Source organism: Hymenobacter nitidus (assembly GCF_020447315.1).
GTDB lineage: Bacteria > Bacteroidota > Bacteroidia > Cytophagales > Hymenobacteraceae > Hymenobacter > Hymenobacter nitidus.
In genome coordinates, this window is sequence record NZ_JAJADQ010000002.1 from 359590 (window position 1) to 378754 (window position 19165).

General features: G+C 60.3%; 20 protein-coding genes. 10 read left to right on the plus strand and 10 right to left on the minus strand.

The features are described from left to right. The first annotated feature begins 90 nt into the window (after window positions 1–90). Window positions 91–261 (plus strand): lmo0937 family membrane protein, encoded by a 171-nt coding sequence (locus LGH70_RS04925; RefSeq protein ID WP_226183258.1) that lies wholly within the window; start codon window positions 91–93, stop codon window positions 259–261. Window positions 262–347: 86 nt separating this feature from the next. Here the strand turns inward: LGH70_RS04925 and LGH70_RS04930 are convergent, their stop codons facing one another. Continuing rightward, on the minus strand, window positions 348–1145 hold the full coding sequence (locus LGH70_RS04930) for a hypothetical protein (protein ID WP_226183260.1): 798 nt from the start codon (window positions 1143–1145) through the stop codon (window positions 348–350). 17 nt (window positions 1146–1162) lie between these two features. Then, complete coding sequence (locus LGH70_RS04935; protein ID WP_226183262.1) at window positions 1163–2785, minus strand: ABC-F family ATP-binding cassette domain-containing protein; 1623 nt, start codon at window positions 2783–2785, stop codon at window positions 1163–1165. Window positions 2786–3107: 322 nt separating this feature from the next. Between LGH70_RS04935 and LGH70_RS04940 the strand changes: the two genes are divergently transcribed. Together LGH70_RS04940 and LGH70_RS04945 are read left to right on the plus strand one after the other, a co-directional pair. Then, window positions 3108–3569, plus strand: a complete 462-nt coding sequence (locus LGH70_RS04940) for a DUF4199 family protein (RefSeq protein ID WP_226183264.1) — start codon at window positions 3108–3110, stop codon at window positions 3567–3569. 240 nt (window positions 3570–3809) lie between these two features. After that, window positions 3810–4211 carry a hypothetical protein gene (locus LGH70_RS04945; protein ID WP_226183266.1) on the plus strand — a complete coding sequence of 134 codons (402 nt, stop codon included), beginning with the start codon at window positions 3810–3812 and terminating at the stop codon, window positions 4209–4211. A 98-nt stretch (window positions 4212–4309) separates the two neighbouring features. On the opposite strand, the gene LGH70_RS04950 is transcribed toward LGH70_RS04945, so the two are convergent. Further along, window positions 4310–4552: a hypothetical protein gene (locus tag LGH70_RS04950; RefSeq protein WP_226183268.1), complete on the minus strand. Its 243-nt coding sequence runs from the start codon at window positions 4550–4552 to the stop codon at window positions 4310–4312. A gap of 297 nt (window positions 4553–4849) precedes the next feature. On the opposite strand from LGH70_RS04950, the gene LGH70_RS04955 reads away from it, so the two are divergent. Beyond that, entirely contained in the window at window positions 4850–5659 is an 810-nt protein-coding gene (locus LGH70_RS04955) for a murein L,D-transpeptidase catalytic domain family protein (RefSeq protein ID WP_226183270.1), read from the plus strand. Window positions 5660–5744: 85 nt separating this feature from the next. Here the strand turns inward: LGH70_RS04955 and LGH70_RS04960 are convergent, their stop codons facing one another. Beyond that, the gene (locus tag LGH70_RS04960) at window positions 5745–5939 is read right to left on the minus strand and encodes a hypothetical protein (protein WP_226183272.1); all 195 of its coding nucleotides are present in this window, start codon (window positions 5937–5939) and stop codon (window positions 5745–5747) included. Window positions 5940–6127: 188 nt separating this feature from the next. Here LGH70_RS04960 and LGH70_RS04965 point away from each other — a divergent pair, with 188 nt between their 5' ends. Continuing rightward, complete coding sequence (locus LGH70_RS04965) at window positions 6128–6940, plus strand: M48 family metallopeptidase (RefSeq protein WP_226183274.1); 813 nt, start codon at window positions 6128–6130, stop codon at window positions 6938–6940. Window positions 6941–7063: 123 nt separating this feature from the next. Further along, complete coding sequence (locus LGH70_RS04970) at window positions 7064–7954, plus strand: diacylglycerol/lipid kinase family protein (protein ID WP_226183276.1); 891 nt, start codon at window positions 7064–7066, stop codon at window positions 7952–7954. On the opposite strand, the gene LGH70_RS04975 is transcribed toward LGH70_RS04970, so the two are convergent. Next, window positions 7908–9176 (minus strand): metallophosphoesterase, encoded by a 1269-nt coding sequence (locus LGH70_RS04975; protein WP_226183278.1) that lies wholly within the window; start codon window positions 9174–9176, stop codon window positions 7908–7910. The genes LGH70_RS04970 and LGH70_RS04975 overlap by 47 nt on opposite strands. Window positions 9177–9303: 127 nt before the next feature. Beyond that, complete coding sequence (locus LGH70_RS04980) at window positions 9304–9939, minus strand: LON peptidase substrate-binding domain-containing protein (protein WP_226183280.1); 636 nt, start codon at window positions 9937–9939, stop codon at window positions 9304–9306. A 135-nt stretch (window positions 9940–10074) separates the two neighbouring features. On the opposite strand from LGH70_RS04980, the gene mtgA reads away from it, so the two are divergent. Then, window positions 10075–10818 (plus strand): monofunctional biosynthetic peptidoglycan transglycosylase, encoded by a 744-nt coding sequence (mtgA, locus tag LGH70_RS04985; RefSeq protein WP_226183282.1) that lies wholly within the window; start codon window positions 10075–10077, stop codon window positions 10816–10818. A gap of 31 nt (window positions 10819–10849) precedes the next feature. Beyond that, window positions 10850–11284, plus strand: a complete 435-nt coding sequence (locus tag LGH70_RS04990; RefSeq protein ID WP_226183284.1) for a YybH family protein — start codon at window positions 10850–10852, stop codon at window positions 11282–11284. Between the two features lie 267 nt (window positions 11285–11551). On the opposite strand, the gene LGH70_RS04995 is transcribed toward LGH70_RS04990, so the two are convergent. Further along, entirely contained in the window at window positions 11552–12721 is a 1170-nt protein-coding gene (locus LGH70_RS04995) for an App1 family protein phosphatidate phosphatase (RefSeq protein WP_226183286.1), read from the minus strand. A 152-nt stretch (window positions 12722–12873) separates the two neighbouring features. Beyond that, window positions 12874–13692, minus strand: a complete 819-nt coding sequence (locus LGH70_RS05000) for a M48 family metalloprotease (protein WP_226183288.1) — start codon at window positions 13690–13692, stop codon at window positions 12874–12876. A 386-nt stretch (window positions 13693–14078) separates the two neighbouring features. Here LGH70_RS05000 and LGH70_RS05005 point away from each other — a divergent pair, with 386 nt between their 5' ends. Then, the gene (locus LGH70_RS05005) at window positions 14079–15200 is read left to right on the plus strand and encodes a DNA topoisomerase IB (protein ID WP_226183290.1); all 1122 of its coding nucleotides are present in this window, start codon (window positions 14079–14081) and stop codon (window positions 15198–15200) included. Between the two features lie 65 nt (window positions 15201–15265). Here LGH70_RS05005 and LGH70_RS05010 read toward each other — a convergent pair whose 3' ends face one another. Further along, window positions 15266–16855 (minus strand): hypothetical protein, encoded by a 1590-nt coding sequence (locus tag LGH70_RS05010; RefSeq protein WP_226183292.1) that lies wholly within the window; start codon window positions 16853–16855, stop codon window positions 15266–15268. Window positions 16856–17007: 152 nt separating this feature from the next. Here LGH70_RS05010 and LGH70_RS05015 point away from each other — a divergent pair, with 152 nt between their 5' ends. Then, the gene (locus LGH70_RS05015) at window positions 17008–18624 is read left to right on the plus strand and encodes a hypothetical protein (protein WP_226183294.1); all 1617 of its coding nucleotides are present in this window, start codon (window positions 17008–17010) and stop codon (window positions 18622–18624) included. 69 nt (window positions 18625–18693) lie between these two features. On the opposite strand, the gene LGH70_RS05020 is transcribed toward LGH70_RS05015, so the two are convergent. Beyond that, window positions 18694–19119: a hypothetical protein gene (locus tag LGH70_RS05020; protein WP_226183297.1), complete on the minus strand. Its 426-nt coding sequence runs from the start codon at window positions 19117–19119 to the stop codon at window positions 18694–18696. Window positions 19120–19165 lie beyond the last annotated feature (46 nt).

Consider the following 19165-nt stretch of genomic DNA (forward strand, 5'->3'; position numbering starts at 1 on the left):
ACTGGCAACTTCCAACTTTGCATAACTGCCGCTACGCTGATTTGTTTTTTCCTTCTTTCACTTTCCTTCCAAACCCAACCACCAACCACCATGGGAAATCTGCTGTATATCATCGCCGTCATTCTGATCATCATCTGGGCCCTCGGCTTCTTCGGCATCCTTGGTGAAGGCATCCGGGGCAACAGCCTGATTCACGTTCTGCTGGTCATTGCCATCATTGCCATCCTGCTGCGCGTTATTCGTGGCGGCCGGGTTGTCTAACTGACACCTACCTGCCAATAGTCTGAAAAACAGAAAGCGGCTCTCCCGATCGGGAGAGCCGCTTTTTTGTGCCCAATGCCGACGCCTTATTTCAGATCGAACAGGAAGCTGAAGCGAATAACGGGCTGACCATAAATGTCGTTGATACCGTCGTTAAAGTTGTAGAGCAGGCTGATGTCGGCCGCGGCCCGGTCGCCGAGCCGCTGGCGGTAGCCCGCCCCGGCCAGGGGCGTCTGAACCACGGTGCTCCGCGTAATCAGCTGCGTGCCGGAGGCATCCACGTCGGGATATTCGGCCCGGGTTACTTCGTACTCGGCGTGTAGGAAAATGCCGATGTCCTGCAGCACAATATACTGGGCGAAGAGCTTGCCGCCCAGGTTATTAGACGAGATGTTCTTGGGGTAGCCATTCTGCTGCAGGAACTGCGAAAACCCGTAGTTGGTGTAGGAGTAGGAAATGCCGGGGCCGATGGCAAACCGTTCGGTGACGCGGTAACCAATGGCCGGGGCCAGGCTCAGGTTGAACTGGCTCACGTCGCCGTTGGAGTTGTAGCCCAGGCCGAAGTTGGAATACAGGAAAAACTTACGGAGCGGCTTGGGCTGCTCGGAAGCCCGGCTACCGGCCGGAAACTCCAGCCCTGAAGGAGAGTTGGTGCTGGGCTGACCCGGGGGCAGGGGCGCATTCACGGGCGGAGGGGCTGGCACGGGCACGGCGGGCCGCTCCGCGGGCTGCGTCTGGGTCGGACGCGGGGTCGTGGTGCCGGGCGGGGCCGTATTCAGCTGGGGCTTTACCGTAGTACGGGTGGTATCAGTCTGGGCCTGCGCGGTGGGAGCCAGGCCCAGCAGCGCGCCGCTCAGCGCCGTCAACATCAGGATTCTTTTCATAGAAGAAGATAACGCAATTAAGACACAAGTTGGTATTTGCGCTGGCGCAGAGCCTTGATCTGGTCGTCGGCCAGGTATTCTTCGTAGGTCATGCGCCGGTCGATGATGCCGTCGGGCGTGAGCTCGATAATGCGGTTGGCCACGGTTTCCACGAACTGCAAGTCGTGGGAGGAGAACAGCAAGGTGCCCTGGTAGTCGCGCAGGGAGTTGTTCAGGGCCGTAATGCTTTCCAGGTCGAGGTGGTTCGTCGGGTCGTCGAGCACCAGCACGTTGCCGGCTTCCATCATGATTTTGGAGAGCATGCAGCGCACTTTCTCGCCCCCGCTCAGCACGTTCGACTTCTTCTGCGACTCTTCGCCCGAGAACAGCATGCGGCCCAGAAAGCCCCGGATGAAGCTTTCGTCCTTCTCGGTAGAGTACTGCCGCAGCCAATCCACCAGGTTCAGGTCGGTGTCGAAGAACTCAGCGTTTTCGCGCGGGAAGTACGACGGCGTAATAGTGGTGCCCCACTTGAAGTCGCCCGAGTCGGCTTTAATCTGCTCGAACAGGATGTCGAACAGGAGGGAAGCGGCCCGGTCGTCGCGGCTGATGATGGCCACTTTGTCTTTCTTATCGAGCGAGAAGGCCACGTTGCGAAACACGACCTGTTCGTCGACCAACTTGCTCAGGTTTTCGATGGTGAGCAGCTGGTTGCCGGCTTCGCGCTCGGGCTTGAAGGCAATGTAGGGGTACTTGCGCGAGCTGGGCTTGATTTCTTCCAGCGTGAGCTTCTGCAGCAGCTTCTGGCGCGAGGTAGCCTGCTTAGACTTGGAGGCATTGGCCGAGAAGCGGCGCACGAATTCCTCCAGTTCCTTGCGCTTGTCCTCGGTTTTCTTGTTCACTTCCTGGCGCTGCTTCAGCACCAGCTGCGAGCTTTCGTACCAGAAGGAGTAGTTGCCGGGATACATCGTGATTTTCGAGAAGTCCAGGTCGGCCATGTAGTTACACACGGCGTCCAGGAAGTGCCGGTCGTGGCTGACCACAATGACCGTGTTCTGGAAGTTGTCGAGGAAATTCTCCAGCCACAGCACGGTTTCGGCGTCGAGGCCGTTGGTTGGTTCGTCGAGCAGCAGCACGTCGGGGTTGCCGAACAGGGCCTGGGCCAGCAGTACCCGCACCTTGTCGGAGCCGCCCAGGTCGCCCATCAGCGTGAAGTGCTTGTCTTCGCCGATACCCAGGCCGGAGAGCAGCTCGGCCGCTTCGTAGTCGGCATTCCAGCCTTCGAGGTCGGCAAAGTCGCCTTCGAGCTGGGCGGCCCGCTCCCCGTCAGCATCCGAGAAATCGGGCTTGGCATAAAGGGCATCTTTTTCCTCCATTACCTTCCACAGCTTGGTGTGGCCCATAATTACGGTCTGGAGCACTGGGTACTGGTCGTAGGCAAACTGATCCTGGCGCAGCACCGACAGGCGGGCCCCGGCGGGCATATCCACCGAGCCGGTGTTGGGCTCGATTTCACCCGACAGAATTTTCAGGAAAGTAGACTTGCCGGCCCCGTTTGCCCCGATAAGGCCGTACACGTTGCCGGGCAGAAATTTAATGGTTACGTCTTCGAAAAGGATGCGCTTACCGTAGCGCAGGCTAACGTTGGAGGTACTGATCATATGAGGGAAAAAGCGAGGAAACTCAGGTAAGAGCCGGCGGGCAAGGCCGGTGAAAAAGACAATCGGAGTGCGAAAATAGACAAAATGCGCGGGGCATAATATTTCCCGGGCCAATGCCGGTGCTGCCAGACCCGCAATGCCGGGTGGAGCCGGAAAAAACAAGCGCCTTCACAACATCCTTACCCTGAAACAAGTATATCCTACACAAGTGCTTCAGACCGGATACAGGGCCGGCTTCCTCAACAGCCGTGGGCCGGTTGCAGTTCCGAAGCATTTGTGGACTTCATCATACACCTTTTACCCTTCATGTAGTATGAATAGTGTGAACCTAACTCCCGAACGCAACGGGCTTCGATATGGCCTGTTTACGGCTGGCGGCATGATTCTGTATTTTCTGCTGGCCTCCCTGCTGCATCTCACCGACCGGGTCGAGTTCAGCTTTCTGAATGGTGTGGTGCTGGCCATTGGTATCTGCATGGCCATTTCGCACTATAAGCGGGTGCGCCACGACCGGATGCCTTACCTGCACGGCTTCGGCACAGGTATTATCACCTCGATTATAGCCTCCACCATTTTCGGCCTGTTCTTCGTGGCCTACACCGTGATGAACCCTACCATTATGGACCAGCTGCGGGCGCGCGACCTGTTTGGCTTCGACCTTTCGGTAACCATCGCCTTCCTGGCCATTCTGCTGCAAAGCATCATGTCGGGCATGATTATCTCGCTTGTGGCCATGCAATATTTCAAGAGCCCCGACCACAAGCCCATTGAGGGAATTGAGTAGCGCTCTTTGCTTCTGATAAAAAGGCGGTTTCGGTAGACGAAGCCGCCTTTTTTACGTCCGTGGCATACTTACAGCGGAACTTAGCGCGTTGAAAAATATGTTAGTAATGCGGTTGTGATTTTGACAAAAGGAATATATATTTGGATAATATATAGCCTGTAAAAATCTGAAACTCAATCAGCGGCTTTAAACAGCTCTTTTTGCCCCTTTCACTACCATATACCTTTTACCACCGCTCCTATGAAATCCCTATTGCTCACCTTGACCTTATTGCTGAGCTTAGTAAGTGCTGCCTCAGCTCAAAAAAAAGATAAGCACGCCGAAATGCCCGGCTCCGAAGACGTATCGGAAGCCCGCGTAGCCGACCTGACTCGTCAGATGTGCAACCAGCTGCATCTGAACGAAGCCCAGTACATTCGGCTGCGGGCGGCTAACCGTATCAAGCTGGCCCGTCTCGACGAGATTCAGTGGCAGTACAAAGACAATGCGCAGCAGCAGCACGCCAAGATTGCCGAGCTCGAAGCGCAGTACGAAGCCGAATGCAGCCGCATCCTGACGCCGTCGCAGCTGAGCGTGTACCGCGACCAGCAGCAGCACGATTCGGTGCCGCAGCCGGCCAGCAACGAAGGCGGTATCGGCTAACTGCCTAAGTCATCCGGCCACAAAAAAGGGGATACCAGAACTGGTATCCCCTTTTTTGTGGCTTGTTCGGAAGTTACCGATGCTGGCAGCATGCGCGCTTACTGCCCGGCGGCGGGTGGCCGCTCAAATAAGACCTCCGTAACGGTGCCCAGCGGCCCAAAGCGCAAAACCAGCTTGTTGGCCCCGGAGCGCTGATGACTAGGCTCGCACTGCGAGCCAGGCTCCAGGTAATAGAAATAAACTTTCTCGGTTTGGGCGCTGAGCTCTTCCTCATCGGGGCGGCCGAATAGCGCATCTATGTCGTCGGCGCGGGTGCCGTAAATTAATTCCCGGCTCTGCACTAGCGCCCGAAGCTGCTTTTGGCGCGTATTTTGGCAGGCGTAGGTATCACGGCGCCAAGCAGCCGCATCAAAGCCAGGCAGCTCGGGTAGCGAATGACCACAAGTTGTTAGTAGAAAAATGCAAAATGACAAGGAGACAAACCGAGGGACTGACATAGGGCGTGCTGGGAACTGCCGGCAAAAAAAGCGCGTTAGGTGCGGCATGATAGGGTGGTACTAAAGTGCTAAAGTACTAGATTTGTAGACCCAAGCTTCTGTCATTCTGTAATATTCGTCATTCTAGGCCTTACTCAGCCCATGCGCTTCACACGGACTGCCTTCACCGGCTTACTACTGACTACACTTACGTTTCTGGGTCCCTTTTCGGGTTCCACGGCCGCCGAAAACCCCGGCGACCCTCGCAAGCTCACCACGACCGCCAATGCGGCGGCCCGCAAAGCTTTCTATACCGCTGCCTTCGAGCAGCACGCCCTAAAAGTGTACACGCAAAGCGGCTTACCAACCAGCGGTATGTCGTTCTTGGTGTTTCGCGAGGCCTTGGTGGGCTATTACAACCTGCAGCAGCGTGGCCTGGCATCGGTGAACAAGCCCTTGATCACGGTTATCGACTTCAGCCGCTCCAGCCGCCTCAAGCGCCTGTGGGTATTGGATGTGAAGCAGCAGAAAGTGCTGTATCACACCTTGGTAGCGCACGGCAAAAACACGGGCGAGGAGTTTGCCAATGCTTTTTCCAACGTGAATGGGTCGGAACAGAGCAGCATCGGCTTCTATCTGACCAGCAACACGTATAATGGTAAGCACGGCCTCTCGCTGAAGCTGCAGGGCCTTGAGCCGCGCTATAACAGCAACGCTGCCAGCCGGGCCGTGGTAGTGCACGGGGCCGACTACGTGAGCGAATCCTTCGTGCGCCAGCACGGGCGTTTGGGCCGCAGCCAGGGCTGCCCCGCACTACCCACCGACCAGGCCAGCAGCATTATCCGCGCCATTAAAGGCGGCTCGGTGATTTATGCGCACGCGCCCTCCGGCATCAAGTACACCTCGTCGTTTCTGCAGCTTGACCCCGCGCTGACGGCGTTTGCGCGCACGCAGGGGTTGGCCAGCCTCTAAAGGGCTTTAATAGTAGTTTGTCGCTCATAGAAAAACCCAGCCGCAAGGCTGGGTTTTCGCTTGTATGCCTTGTCAGAAAAAGTAGCTAGGCTCGGTCGCTGGTCGTTTTTACCAGGTTGATGCCGGCAAAAAAGAAGATCAGACCCACGGCAAAGGGTACCAGGGAGTTCATCTTGCTCAGACCAAGACCGCCAATTTGCAGGAAGCCCAGCGCACCGGCGATGATGCCGATAATGCCCAAAATGGTCAGGATGGAGCCGAATGTGCGTTTCTGGTTCATTATTCGAAGAAAGATTAAGGTTCGGAAAGAAAACTGCTCACCAGCCGGGAGCGGTCTAGGCCTGATACGCAGATACCTGATATTTGGGTATAGGCCCCAAGCACAACCCTACTTCGGGCTACGCGTTACAAGCGAAACAGCTCAAAGCAGCTGCTTTTCATCCGCCCACTTTCCACAGCCACACCACCATGAGAGGAGGACTCCGATACCTGATTGCCCTGGTCATTGCCGGGTTTTCATTGATAACCTACTATTGCAAGCGCTCTACCAACGAGGTGACCGGCGAAGTGCAGCACGTGGATATGACCACGGATCAGGAAATTGCCCTGGGCCTGCAGGCCGCGCCCGAAATGGCCCAGCAGTACGGCGGCCTGCACCCCGACCGCCAAGCGGCCGCCCGCGTCGAGGAAATCGGCCAGCAGCTGGTGCGCAGCACTAAAGCCGGCCAGACGCCTTACAAGTTTCAGTTTCACTTGCTGGCCGACGAAAACACGATTAACGCCTTCGCCTTGCCGGGCGGGCAGATTTTTATTACCGCGGGCCTGTTGAAAAACCTGCGCACGGAAGGCCAGGTGGCCGGCGTGCTGGCCCACGAAATCGGGCACGTGGTGGGGCGGCACTCGGCCGAGCAGGTAGCCAAGTCGAGCCTTACCCAGGGGCTGACCGGCGCCGCCGCCATTGCCATCTACGACCCGGAGCGGCCCAGCACTGCTGCCGCCGCCGCCGCTACGGCGATGGTGTCCAAGCTGATTACCATGCGCTTCGGCCGGGAAGATGAGTTGGAGTCAGACCGGCTGGCAGTGGATTTTACGTCACAGGCGGGCTACAACCCCGAGGCAATGGTGCAGGTAATGCAGATTTTGGAGCAGGCCGGGGGCGGGGGCAGCCGCACGCCCGAGTTTATGAGCACGCACCCCAACCCCGGTAACCGGATTGGGGAAATACAGAAAGAAATTGCCGCTGACTTTCCCCAGGGCCTGCCATCCGGCCTGAAGGAATAACGGGACTCACGTATCAGATTTTCCTGCTGTGGCCGGGCGTAAGCTCGGCCACAGTGTGTTTATTGCCGTAGGAAAGACGGGCGCATTTGCCCCGAAACTGCTTTTTGCTCATTCATTCCGCCCATGCTACGCCATTTACTTTTTGTGCTGAACCCGATTTCCGGTGACATCGATAAGTCGTCGTTGGAAGACGAGGTTGCGCTTTTTTGTTCGGAACGGGGCCGTGAAGCGAAGTTTTATCATACCACCGGCGAAGATGACCTGGAGAAGCTACAGCAGCACTTGCAGCACCATCGCTACGACGCTGTGTTTGCCGCCGGTGGCGACGGAACTGTGAGCCTGGTGGCCGCGGCTCTGGCCGGAACACAGGTGCCGCTGGGTATTCTGCCGCTGGGCTCGGGCAATGGCCTGTCGAAGGACCTGGGCATTCCGCAGGAGCAGGCCGAGGCGCTGCACCTGCTCTGGGACCACCACATCCGGGCCATCGACACGCTGCGGGTAGGCACTACGTTCTGTGCTCACCTGGCCGATCTAGGCTTTAATGCCCTGGTCGTGGAGCGGTTCTGCTCGGGCGACACCCGCGGGCCGGGTGCTTATGTGCGCATTGCCCTGCAGGAGTACCTGAATTACGAGCCCGCTACCTACCGCATCGTCACGGACCGGGAGACGTTTGAGGGTCCGGCTTTCATGGTTACGGTGGCCAATGCCAATACCTTCGGCAGCAACGTCGTCATCAACCCCGACAGCCAGCTCGACGACGGAGAGTTTGAAATCTGCCTGATTGAGCCCTTTCCCGGCACGGCGGCCCTGGGTATTCTCTACCAGCTCTATACCGAAAACTTCGATGAGTCGGTGTATACTAAGCGGCTGCGGTGCCGCCGGGCTACGCTGGAAGTGCCCGGTCAGAAGGAGGCCCTGGTACAGGTAGACGGCGAGCCGCTGCAGATGACTTTGCCCGTGGAAGTAACTATTCAGCCCCGGAGCCTGCGGATGCTGCTGCCGCGGCAGTCGTAGCCGCGCTAGGTGGGCTGCCGATCAGCTTTTTGCGGAAAACCTCCTGGCCCACCGGCGCTTCGACTGTGGCTCCGGGTTCCAAAGTCCGCAGCCATACTTCCCCGTTCTGGTAGAAGTCGAGCCCAAAGAAGCCTTTGTGCTCGTGCACGAAGCTGGCCTTGCCGCCGTGCTGCACGAAAGCCGTTTTGCTGCCCGCCCCACTGACCAGATAATGGCCCTCGTGGTAGTGAAAATACTGCAGGTTGTGGTCGTGGCCGGCGGCGTAGATGATATTGGGAAACTGGTGCAGTACCCGCAGCAGGCGGCGGCGCATCTTGCGGTAGGGCGGGTGGGCCATGTCTTCGGCCGCGCCCACCAACTGCCGGTACACCGGAAACAGGGAGCCCAGCACGGGCAGGGGCAGGTAGGCCTTTTTATGGGCGGCCGTCAGCGGAAACAGATGCTGCTTGGTCGTGAACTTGCCGCCGTGCATGGCATTGGAATACAGCGGATGGTGGCCGGCCACGACTATCTGCTGATGGCGGTTGAGTTCCAGTATTTCCTGCAGCTGCTGAAACGGCTCCTTGGCCGACGAAGAGGTGCAACCATACTCCGGGCCCAGCGGCCGGGGGCCGTTCTGCACCCACCACTGCGTATTGAGCACTACCAGCAGCAAGCCCTCAGCCAACTGCTGCGTAACGGGACCGGGGCAGCCTTTGGGCGGTAAATACTGGGCGCCGGGCAAATTGTCGAGTACGTAAGCCTCCTGACGCAACAGGTACTGGTAGCCGTCGGGCCGACCCTTGTTCCAGTCGTGGTTGCCGCTCAGGAAAATAACGCGCCCGGGGTAGTTGCGAAACGCCTCCAGCTGCGCGTTCAGGCGCTGCTCGGCAGCGGCCCGGCCGGGGTGAGCGGGGGCCGGAATGCCGGTGGGATACACATTGTCGCCGAGCAACACCACGCCGCTGGCCTCTCCGGCCTCGCCCAGCCAGTGCTGCAGTAGGTTCAGGACCGGGTCGGAGCCGTCGGTAGCCACCGCGCCCAGGTCGCCAACCAGGGCCAGCCGGTAGCGCAGGGCGTTGCCATCCGCGGGCTCGTGAGCGGCCCAGTCGGTTTCGGTGGGCCCGATGAAGGGCCGCCGGCGGTAGCGCCGCTCCTGCCGGTAGCGCAAAATCAGCCACGAGGATACGGCCGCCAGCAGCGCGACGAACAGGTAGAGCAGAAGAGTCGGAACGGTCGGCAAGCGGCGAAGGGTAGGATTGCCCTGATTTGTACGGTACTACGAGGGTTTCAGCCTGAAACCGGCCCCAAAGTCTCGTTTCAGGGTGGGGCAGCCGCTAAACTCGAAAACTAAGGGGGCCGGTCGGCGGCTAAAAATTCGGGGGCGTCAGGTTTTTGAAGTGGCCGTTGAGCCGCGCCCGGTCTTTAAGCCGCTCGGCCTCGATGATAACGGGCAACACCCGCTCCAGGTGCTCCAGCACGATTTCCTGCCGCTCCTGCTCACTGGTGGCCGACAGCAGCAGGTATTCCTGCTCGGTGGACAGGCCCAGGTTGTGAGCAATGTCGTAGATGCGGTAGGTGGGCGGCAGATCCACGAAGAGCTTGCGTAACCCCAGGGCGGTGTAGAGCTGCTGCACGTATTCGGTAATACGAGCTTTGAGCGCGCCGTCCTGCTCAGGGTCATCTTCCACCTCGTCGATGGTGCCGGCCGCGTAGAGCTTGCCCGGCGCCTGCCGGTAGAACTCCCGGATGCGGAACACGCCGACGGCTTTGGTACGAATGTCCATTTCGCCGTTGTCGTAGTTCTTATCGACGCTGAGCAGGCGCATTTCGGTGCCCAAATCACTGACGCCTTCGTTCAGATACGGCGGAATGCCGAAGGTGATATCCTTCTCCAGGCAGTCGTGCACGAGCTGGCGGTAGCGAGGCTCGAAAATGTGGAGGTTGAGTTTTTCGCCGGGAAAAACCACGAGGTTCAGGGGAAACAGAGCAAGAAGACGCGACATACAGACACAACAGAGACGACGACAAAAAGTACGGGCAAAAGCCGGCCGGGTACGGCGGCGCGGCTACAATTCCGCTATTTTTGCGGCTGGCGCCCGGCAAGGCATCATTATCGGGTAGTATCTTTTCAGCATCTGGTGGCGAATTATCAACGGTATTGGCAGCAAACCTGGCGGGTCGGCCTGCAGGTAGTAGCCGCATTGTTTCTGGCGTCGGTGGCCTGGGTGCTCGTGTACCGCTGGGTGGCGCCCCCGGCCACGTGGCTGATGCTGGAGCGCCGCGCCCACGCCCCCATCGGCAAGGGTTACTACGGCATCCGGGAGCAGGAACGCCAGATCAGCTACGACTTCAAGGAGCTGGATGAGGTGTCGCCCCACGTGCCGCTGGCCCTGATTGCGGCCGAAGATCAGCTGTTTCTCAAGCACCACGGCTTCGATTTCAACGCCCTGCAGAATGCGGTGAAAACCAACATGCGGGACGGCAGGAAGCTAGTGGGCGGCAGCACAATTTCGCAGCAGGTAGCCAAAAACGTGTTTCTGTGGCACGGCCGCAGCTACGTGCGCAAAGCGGCCGAAGCCTATTTTACGATGCTCATCGAGCTGCTCTGGGACAAGCGCCGCATCATGGAAATGTATCTGAGCGTGGCCGAAATGGGCGACTGTACCTTTGGGGTAGAAGCCGCCTCCCAGCGCTATTTTCATAAGCCGGCCAGCCAGGTAACCCAGGCCGAGGCCGCGCTGCTGGCCGGCGTGCTGCCCAACCCGCTGCGGTTTCGGGCCAGCAACCCCGGCCCGGCGGCCCGCGCCAAGCAGCGCCGCGTGATGCGCAACATGCGCCGCCTGGGTGGCACGACCTACGTGCGGGAGTTAATTGCCGAGTAACCTATTGGCTGCCACGGCGGCTTGCTTTCGTATGAAAAACCTGATGTTGGCCCTTGCGGCCGGTTTAGCCCTGAGTGCCTGCGCGACGATGCGCCCCGCCCAGACGCACGCTACCATTCAGCAGGTGCTGGCCACCCAGACCGCCGCTTGGAACCGCGGCGACGTTGCCGGCTTCATGCAGGGCTACTGGCCCTCCGATTCCCTGGTTTTCATCGGCAAGCGCGGCCTGACCTACGGCTGGCAGCCCACCCTCGACAACTACCGCCGCAGTTACCCCGATGCCGCGGCAATGGGCCAGCTCACGTTCTCCAACCTGCGCATCACCCCCGACGGCCCCGAAACGGCCCATGTCGTGGGCCGCTGGCACCTGGCGCGCCCCGCCGCCGGCGACCTGGAAGGCCACTTTCTGCTGGTATTCCGCCGCATCAACGGCCAGTGGGTTATCGTCGCCGACCATTCGAGTTAATGTGCTCATGTGGTAGAATGTGTAGATGTGCTAATTCTCTGTCCTTGCGAGGACGAAGCACGAAACACTCCGCCCTCTGAAATGCAGGGAGTCTTCTAAACTGAAAAGCCCTTTCCCGCACGAGCAGGAAAGGGCTTTCTGATAAAAGGTCATGTCATACTGCGCAGAGGACGGATGGCCGCGTCTGAGCTTCATGCGCAGAATGCTCGCAAGGACATGATGAGCATTAGCGCCTCAGCACATTCAACCATATTCTTCACCTTAACCTTACGCGCCTTGTTCCTGGGCTTCGCCGGGGTCTTCGGGGGTTGACTCGTCTTTCTCTTTTTCCTCTTCCACGGCCGGGATGGCTTCGGTGAAAATCAGGCCGGCTTTGGCAGCGTGCTCGGCGGCCTGCACGGTATCCTGCACCAGCAGCATTTCCACTTTGTCGCCGCGCAGCTCTTCCGATACTTTTTCCACCAGAGCGGCACGGTCGGGGCGCAGCACGTCGCGGATGTAGATAGCCAGGATGCGGCCGGGGTGCTTGCGTACCACTTCGCGGTAGATGTTGGCATCTTCCTGCCCACTGTCGCCGATGAGCACGAACTGCAACTTGGGGTAGGTGAGCAGGATGTTATCGATTTCCTTGAGCTTGTGCCCGTGGTGCTCCGACGTGTCCTGGGCCGACTTGCGCACCACGGCAAAGTCGCGGAGCAGCAAGGGGCCGGGCGGAATCTGGTTCAGCGTCAGGAAGTCTTCCAGCAGGTCGTAGAGGTTCCAGGGGCTGCTGCTCACGTAGAAGAATGGGTTGTTGCGCTTGCCGTTGCGGCCAAGCTGCAGGGCGCGGTAGAACTCGGCCACACCCTTGAAGGGCAGGCGGGAGCGGGCATTGCGTAGCAGCACCGTGCGGGCCATGCGCAGAATATCCGTGGCCGAGGTCTGAATCACGGTGTCGTCCAGGTCGCTGATGATGCCGTACTCGGCATCGGCCGGCGGAATGAGCACCGGGGCCTGGGACGCCAAGCCACTCGGCATCGTGAGGTGCGCTGGCAGACCCTGCAGCAGCACTTCCACCGGGTACCACATAAAGTCGACGGGCTCGGGCAGCGTAGCGGGTTCCAGATTCAGCGAGAAGTAGCCTTCCTCATCGGTCACGACGACGTGCTCGGAGCCGTCGGCGGGGCGCACCAGCAGCTGGGCCCCGGCAATTTCGTTGCTCTCGAAGCGCCGGTACATGTTCAGCAGGTTGTGCCAGCGCGAGTCGCTGGGGTCGGGTTCCCCGATGCCTTTGTCGGTGAGCAGGCGGCCTTTCACGTAGAGGCGCGTGGGCGTGCCGTAGCTGCGGTAGGAGACAATCTGAAGCGGGTCGAGTAGGCCCAGGCGAGTGCGAGCACGCAGAATCAGGTCGTCGGCTTTTTCGGCCCAGTCGCCGAGTTTGTTGAGTAAAGGAGCCATAGGTCGCGTAAAGAAAGCACAAAGCGTGGCTTGTCCTTACGCGGAGAGGTACCCGAAAAGTTATCGGCTGCCCCGGCTTTGGCGCCTGCAACAACAAAAAAGCCAGCTACTCAGGTAGCTGGCTTTTGAAGTAGTAGAGTAGCGCGAGGCGGCTACAGCACGCTTTTCAGCGCAATCAGATTCTGGTCCGCCGTGGATTTGCCTTGGCACTTCAGCTCCTGGGCTTTGGCCTGAATGGCCGTCACGCGGTTTTCGGGGTTAGGGTGGGTGCTGAAAAACTCGGGCGTGCTGGCCGCGCCTTCCTGCTGCGACTTGATGAAGAAGCCGGCCGCGCCGTCGCAGGTGTAGGGCGTGCCGCTGAGGTAGATAACGGAGTAGTCGTCGGCGTCGCGCTCATACTCGCGGCTGAACTGCAGGGAGCCCAAACCCACGGCCACTTGGGCCAGCTGGTTGGGGTTGTCGCCCAGCAGCAGGCTCAGCAGGATGTCGATACCGTACTGCTTCTGCAGCAGTTGGGAGGTGTGACGACGGTCGGCGTGGGCAATTTCGTGGCCCAGAACGCCCGCCAGCTCAGCTTCGCGGTCCAGGTATTTAATCAGGCCGGTATACACGTAGATGTGGCCGCCGGGCGTGGCAAAGGCATTCTGAATGTCATCCTTCTGCACAATCTTCACGTCCCAGGTGAAGTCGTCGCGGTGGGCCAGCTTACCCGAGTTCAGAATCCGGTCTACTACCACCTGCAGGGCGGCGTAAGCCTGGGGGTTGCTGGCGCGTTCCAGCAGGCGGCCGTTTTTGGCCGGGTCGGCCCGGAACATGGAGTCCGTCTGGGCCGCTACTTTGTCGCCGAGGGCTTTGTCGTCTTCCACCGAAAACAACAGGATATTTTCGCCGTCTTTGGAGCAGGAGCTGGTGAGGCCCAGGGAGGCGACCAGCGAAAACAGGAGGAAGGATTTGAGGAATGCGCGCTGCATGGAGAAAGAAAGGTTAACGGAGAAAAAGAACGGGAGAGGCTGGGGCAAAAGAAAAAACAATGCCAGAATAGCCAGGCTCCGATACGCCCGAAGCCGGGTTTGTGTTGTCATACGGCCGATTTAGGCCCCTAATACTACAAGAACGGCCGGCGTTGCGCGCTGAATGATAGGGGAGTGCCGGGCAAGCCGGCAGCTGCGGTTGTAGCTGTTCCCGCCGTGATTTTAGGCCTAAAGAAATCCTGAGATGATGGGCATCGGCAGAAATAGCCGCAAGCCTGCCGCTACTAACCCGCCGGGCCGGCCAAACAGTCGGACTTACCTTGGGCGGCATTCTGCGTAGAGAGCAGGGAGCCCGCCAACGTCTGCGGGCCCCAGTTCCATTCGCTATGCCCGCTACTGCTGCACCCCGCCCCAAAGTCAAGAAGAAACACCTGGCGCCTCAGGAAGAAGCCCACATCCTCTACAAAGACCCCGCCCGCCAGGCCGAGCTGGCCGGCCTGCGCTACCTGCCCGACACCAAAGCCGGCATTACGCGCAAAGCCGGCCGCACCGGCACTTTTAGCTACCTCGATGCCAAAGGCGAGAAAATAACCGACGAAAAAACCCTGGCCCGCATCAACAGCTTCGTCATTCCGCCGGCCTGGACCGACGTCTGGATTGCGCCCTCGGCCAATGCCCACCTGCAGGTAACGGGCCGCGACGCGAAGGGCCGCAAGCAGTACATCTACCACCCGGCCTGGGACCAGGCCCGCAGCCTGACCAAATTTAGCCGTTTGCGGGCTTTCGGCGAAAAGCTGCCCGAGCTGCGCCAGCGCATGGCCCAGGATTTGAAGCGCCCCAAGCTGGACCGCGACAAAGTGGTGGCCCTGGTGCTCACCCTCATGGATCAGTCCTTTATCCGGGTCGGCAACAAGGAGTACGCCAAGAAGAACAAGAGCTACGGCCTGACCACCCTGCGCGACCGGCACGTGCAGGTGGCCGGCGACGAGGTCAGCTTCTCGTTTGTGGGCAAGAAGGGCGTGGCCCACGATGTGAGCCTGCACAACCGGAAGCTGGCCCGGCTGGTGCAGAAGTGCAAGGAAATTCCGGGGCAGCACCTGTTCCAGTACTACGCCGCCGACGGCCACCGCCAGGAGCTGGAATCGGGCGACGTGAACGAGTACCTGCGCACAGTAAGCGGCCTAAACCTCTCGGCCAAGGATTTTCGCACCTGGGGCGGCACCGTGAAAATGGTAGAGTGCCTGGAAAGCGTGCTGGATCAGGAACCGGATCTGCCCAAGGAAAAAGTGCTGAAACGGGCCGTGAAGGACGTGGCCTCGGGTCTGGGCAATACGCCCACCGTGTGCAGCAAGTACTACATCCACCCGCAGGTGGTGGAGCTGTTCAACTCCGACAAGCTGATTGAATACCTGCGCCGCCACAATGCCGACCCTAAGGAAAATGACCTGCTGACGCCCACCGAGCACATGGTGCTCGACATGCTGGCGGAAGTAGATAAAGCCAGCTAGCTACCCGGTTTACAACCCGAAAAGCCCTGCCAGATGCTTGGTAGGGCTTTTTTGTGTAGTGGAGTTTAGTAGCCTTCCCGGTCGTAGGCGTGCATCTTCACGCCCTTTTCAGTATGGTCCTTGAAGTCGTGGCCCCGCTCGATGATGGTGTTGCCGCGCTTCGTGTCATAAAAGTGCGTCATCTTACCGCCACGGCGTAAGCGGGAGGTATTCACTACTTCATCAGCATTGGGGCCGCCGTAGATGTCGACCCGGATGCCTTGCCTTACTGCGCCGCGCACCTCAAACCGGTCTTCGCCGCCCAGGCCGTGCAACACGATGCGGCGGGTTTCGGCGGGATGGAAGCTGCGCCGGTACAGCAGCGTATCAGTCCGCGCCTTATCGTCTTTGTCGAGCACCCGGTACACGCTCACCACCGTGGCGGTGTCGGAGGCCCGGTCGACCACAAACCGTTCGGCCTGGTCGGTGCCGGGTACGGTTACCTCGCGGGCCAGTAGGCGGTAAAACGTGTCGGCCGCCTTGGGCAGAGCGGCTCGGCGGGCCCGTAGCGCGGCCGCCGTGCGGGGACCCTCCAGAACATACACCGGCTTCGGAAACCGGCGCAGGGCTTGGTCGATCACCTCGTCGGTGAGGCGCTGCTGCAGGTCGCGGGCCAGCTGCTGAAACTGCTGGCGCGTGACTTCCGATAAGGCCCGCTCATCGATAAAACGGGCATTTTTTACCAAGCCTTCGATGTCTTCATACTCGGGCTTGAAAGTGCGAAACTTGCGCACGGCCCAGCGCCGGCTGGCCAGCCACGGCACCAGCCCGTCGCCGAACCGGTAAAATACCTGGTCCCGGTCTTTGGGCACGGCCCGGTAGCGGGTTTGGCCGCCCTGCTCATACACGGCCCACTGCCACTGGCCTTCGTGCCGGTCCCAGTCGCCGAGCCAGATATCCAGGAGCCGGGCCCGGGCAAAGGCCAGCTGGTCGAACTGGTGGCTGGGGTTGGCGTAGCGGGCCGCCAGCACGTCGTCGCTGTCTTTCAGGTCGCGGGCCGCGCCAAAGGCGGGCGTCAGGTTTTCCGGGCCGTCGTACTTTTCTTCCAGCATCACCACCTTGCCCTGAAACAGATTGGACGAGGGCCCCAGCCGGGTTTCGGTGAGCGGTACGTAGTAGGGGCGCGGGTTGCTGTGCAGCACGCCCGCCGCTTCGGCCAGGGGCGGTACCACAAAGGCTCCGAACGGGTTGGCCGCCGAAGTCGCATCGCGCACCACGTTCAACGCAAACGTTTTGCGGGCTACCTTGGGCAGGGTTTTGTACGGATCTTTGTCGAGGGTGCGCAGGGCGTACTCCCGGCCCCGGCTGCCTTCCAGCGTCATGCTGGTGCTTTGAAAGCCGCCGCCCATTTTGCCCGCCTGCAAGCCGCCGGGCACTGTTTTGCTCATATCAAACACCGGCAGGGTAACGGGTGTGGCCCACACCTGCCGGTAGTGCTTGCCCATTAGCAGGTAGTAGAGGCCACCGTGCTGGTAGTGGCGGCCCACCGTCACGCGGGCACTGTCGGGGCTCAGCGGGCCGGCGTCGGGCAGGCGGGCGTCGGGCTGAAAGTAGTTCTGCCGAACGCAGGAGGAGAAGAGGAGCAGAGTCAGAAAACAAAAGAAACGGGTCGTCATTGGGGCAGTGAAAAGCGCGGCTTGAGTCCTTCAACGGCGCCGGGCCGGAAAGGTGGACGGTAAAGCAAGCACAACCGCTGGGCTTTGGTTTGCGCTATAAGGGCGGGACTGGCCCCGGCCCGTCATTTTTTTCGCTTTTCTTCTCCTGCTGCGTGTCCTTTTTCCAATGTGTCTGGTGTCCTGCTGTGCTGGGCAGTACCCTGAGCGGCGTCCTGCTCTTAAGCTCGTGCTCAGCCCCGGCCGCGCCGTCGGTGGGGGCGCCGCCGGTTGTCAGCCCCGATTCGACGGTGCGCGTGGCTGCCGGCACGCAGTACCTGCGCGGACCCATTCACCGGTTTTTCTGGGGCAAGCACTACCGGCAGCTGTGGGCCACGCCCGTGGAAGCACCCGTGTTCAACCTGCGTACGGCCGTGCCCGGCGGCCTGACGCCCGTGCGGGAAGGCGGCAGCTTTCAAACCAAAAACCTGCGCCTGCTCGACCGCAACGGGGGCCAGTACGTGCTGCGCTCCGTGGACAAGGATGCTACCAAAGCTCTGCCCGAAGGCCTGCGCGACGGGCCCATTGGCCGCCTGATGAAAGATCAGACCAGCGTCATTAACCCCTATGGGGCCTATATCGTGGCGCCCCTGGCCCAGGCCGCCGGCGTGTATCATACCAACCCGCGTCTGGTGTATGTGGCCGACGACCCGGCAATGGGGGAGTTTCGCCAGAGCTTTGCCAATGCGCTCTACCTGTTCGAGGAACGGCCCGAAGGCGACCAGCGCGGCGTGAGCAGCTTCGGCCGCTCGGCCCGGGTAGAAAGCTCCCGTAAGGTGTTTACTACGCTGATGTACAACCCCCAGCACCGCATCGATGCCCGCTGGTATCTGCGGGCCCGGCTGTTCGATATGTGGCTCGGCGACTGGAGCCGGCGCGAAGACCAGTGGCGCTGGGCCAGCTTTCCGGCCGCGGGGGGCGCTACCGTCTACCGCGCCATTCCCCGCGACCGGGACCACGCCTTTTTTAAGTTCGACGACGGGTTGCTTACGCATGTTATTGGGTGGGTGAAATCCAACTACCAGAGCTTCCACCAGAAAATCCGCCTGGGAGATGTGGAAGGCCTCAACCGCGCGGCCCGTCCCATGGATAAGTCGTTGCTGGTATACCTCACGGCCCAGGATTTTGAGCAGGTCGCCGATTCCATGCAGCGCAGCCTCTCCGACAAGGTGATTCGGGATGCGCTGGCCCTGTGGCCCAAGGAAGTGTATGCCCAGGCCGGCGGCGAGTTCGACGAAAACCTGCGCGGCCGCCGCAACCAACTGAAGGCCGTGGCCGCCAAGTTCTACGAGCTGCTGGCCCGCGAAATTGAAATACCCGGCACCGACCAGCCCGAGCGGTTCGTCATCGAGCCAAATGGAGCGGGCAAGGTGCGCATCAGTCAGTATAGCCTGCACGCCGGCCGCCCCGACAGTCTCACGGGGCAGCGTGTTTTCTCCTACGAGCAGACGCGCTCCATTAAAGTGTTCGGGCTGGGCGGCAACGACGTGTTTGAGCTGCGCGGCCTGCCCGACCACCGCTTTGAAATCGGTATTTATGATGGGGCGGGGCAGGACGTAGTACACGTCACAATCACCCCCGAGGATGCCGACAAGCCCGCCAATGTGATGATCTACAACAGCGGCGACGGCAACACCATCACGGCGCCCAAGCCCGTGAAGGTGGAAGCCTACGTGCCGGCCGCCACCGAATTCGACGCGGCGGGCTGGCTGCTCCGCCACCGTCTGTTTTAAAATCTGCCTGGCTCAACTTCAATTGCCGTCCCTGCGGCTTGCCTGCCCGGCAGTTTCTAAGCCGAGTGCTTAGCAGGAGCGCAACCAGCACTCGGCGGCACTGCTGTCCTCGAAGTAGCGCACAGTCAGAGGGATAGGGCCCAACTCCCGCACGATCTGGCGGAGGGAAATCTGGCTGATGACGTCGTGGGCCTGCACCAGGGCACAGCACCGGTAGCCAGCCAGGGCCACGGCCCGCGGGGCCCAGTCGTGGGAGAGCCACTCCTGATCGGCGGGCAGAATGGGCGGTAGCAGCTGGTGGTCCGACAGCACCTTGGTAAAGCCCTGCTGGCGCAGCAGCTTCAGCACCTGCTCATACACGGCCCGCAGGGAGCTGCTGCGAATGGGCACCGGGTTCCAGTCGATGCGGGCGTACCCGTCGGCGTGTTCTACCACGCTGGCCAGCTCGTTGTGGTAATACAGCGAGGCATTATTGGGATAGAGCAGATTAGCCATAGCGACACCGTGCGAAAGCAGGACTTAGAGGTCAGCAAATGCAATG

Excerpts from the sequence above, each read along its gene's own strand:
- LGH70_RS04930 (WP_226183260.1), bottom strand. The coding sequence starts at position 1,145 with ATGAAAAGAATCCTGATGTTGACGGCGCTGAGCGGCGCGCTGCTGGGC.
- LGH70_RS04980 (WP_226183280.1), bottom strand. The coding sequence starts at position 9,939 with ATGTCGCGTCTTCTTGCTCTGTTTCCCCTGAACCTCGTGGTTTTTCCC.
- LGH70_RS04935 (WP_226183262.1), bottom strand. The coding sequence starts at position 2,785 with ATGATCAGTACCTCCAACGTTAGCCTGCGCTACGGTAAGCGCATCCTT.
- LGH70_RS04925 (WP_226183258.1), top strand. The coding sequence starts at position 91 with ATGGGAAATCTGCTGTATATCATCGCCGTCATTCTGATCATCATCTGG.
- LGH70_RS04970 (WP_226183276.1), top strand. The coding sequence starts at position 7,064 with ATGCTACGCCATTTACTTTTTGTGCTGAACCCGATTTCCGGTGACATC.
- LGH70_RS04945 (WP_226183266.1), top strand. The coding sequence starts at position 3,810 with ATGAAATCCCTATTGCTCACCTTGACCTTATTGCTGAGCTTAGTAAGT.
- LGH70_RS04990 (WP_226183284.1), top strand. The coding sequence starts at position 10,850 with ATGAAAAACCTGATGTTGGCCCTTGCGGCCGGTTTAGCCCTGAGTGCC.
- LGH70_RS04965 (WP_226183274.1), top strand. The coding sequence starts at position 6,128 with ATGAGAGGAGGACTCCGATACCTGATTGCCCTGGTCATTGCCGGGTTT.
- LGH70_RS05010 (WP_226183292.1), bottom strand. The coding sequence starts at position 16,855 with ATGACGACCCGTTTCTTTTGTTTTCTGACTCTGCTCCTCTTCTCCTCC.
- LGH70_RS04955 (WP_226183270.1), top strand. The coding sequence starts at position 4,850 with ATGCGCTTCACACGGACTGCCTTCACCGGCTTACTACTGACTACACTT.
- LGH70_RS04995 (WP_226183286.1), bottom strand. The coding sequence starts at position 12,721 with ATGGCTCCTTTACTCAACAAACTCGGCGACTGGGCCGAAAAAGCCGAC.
- LGH70_RS04960 (WP_226183272.1), bottom strand. The coding sequence starts at position 5,939 with ATGAACCAGAAACGCACATTCGGCTCCATCCTGACCATTTTGGGCATT.
- LGH70_RS05000 (WP_226183288.1), bottom strand. The coding sequence starts at position 13,692 with ATGCAGCGCGCATTCCTCAAATCCTTCCTCCTGTTTTCGCTGGTCGCC.
- LGH70_RS05020 (WP_226183297.1), bottom strand. The coding sequence starts at position 19,119 with ATGGCTAATCTGCTCTATCCCAATAATGCCTCGCTGTATTACCACAAC.
- LGH70_RS05005 (WP_226183290.1), top strand. The coding sequence starts at position 14,079 with ATGCCCGCTACTGCTGCACCCCGCCCCAAAGTCAAGAAGAAACACCTG.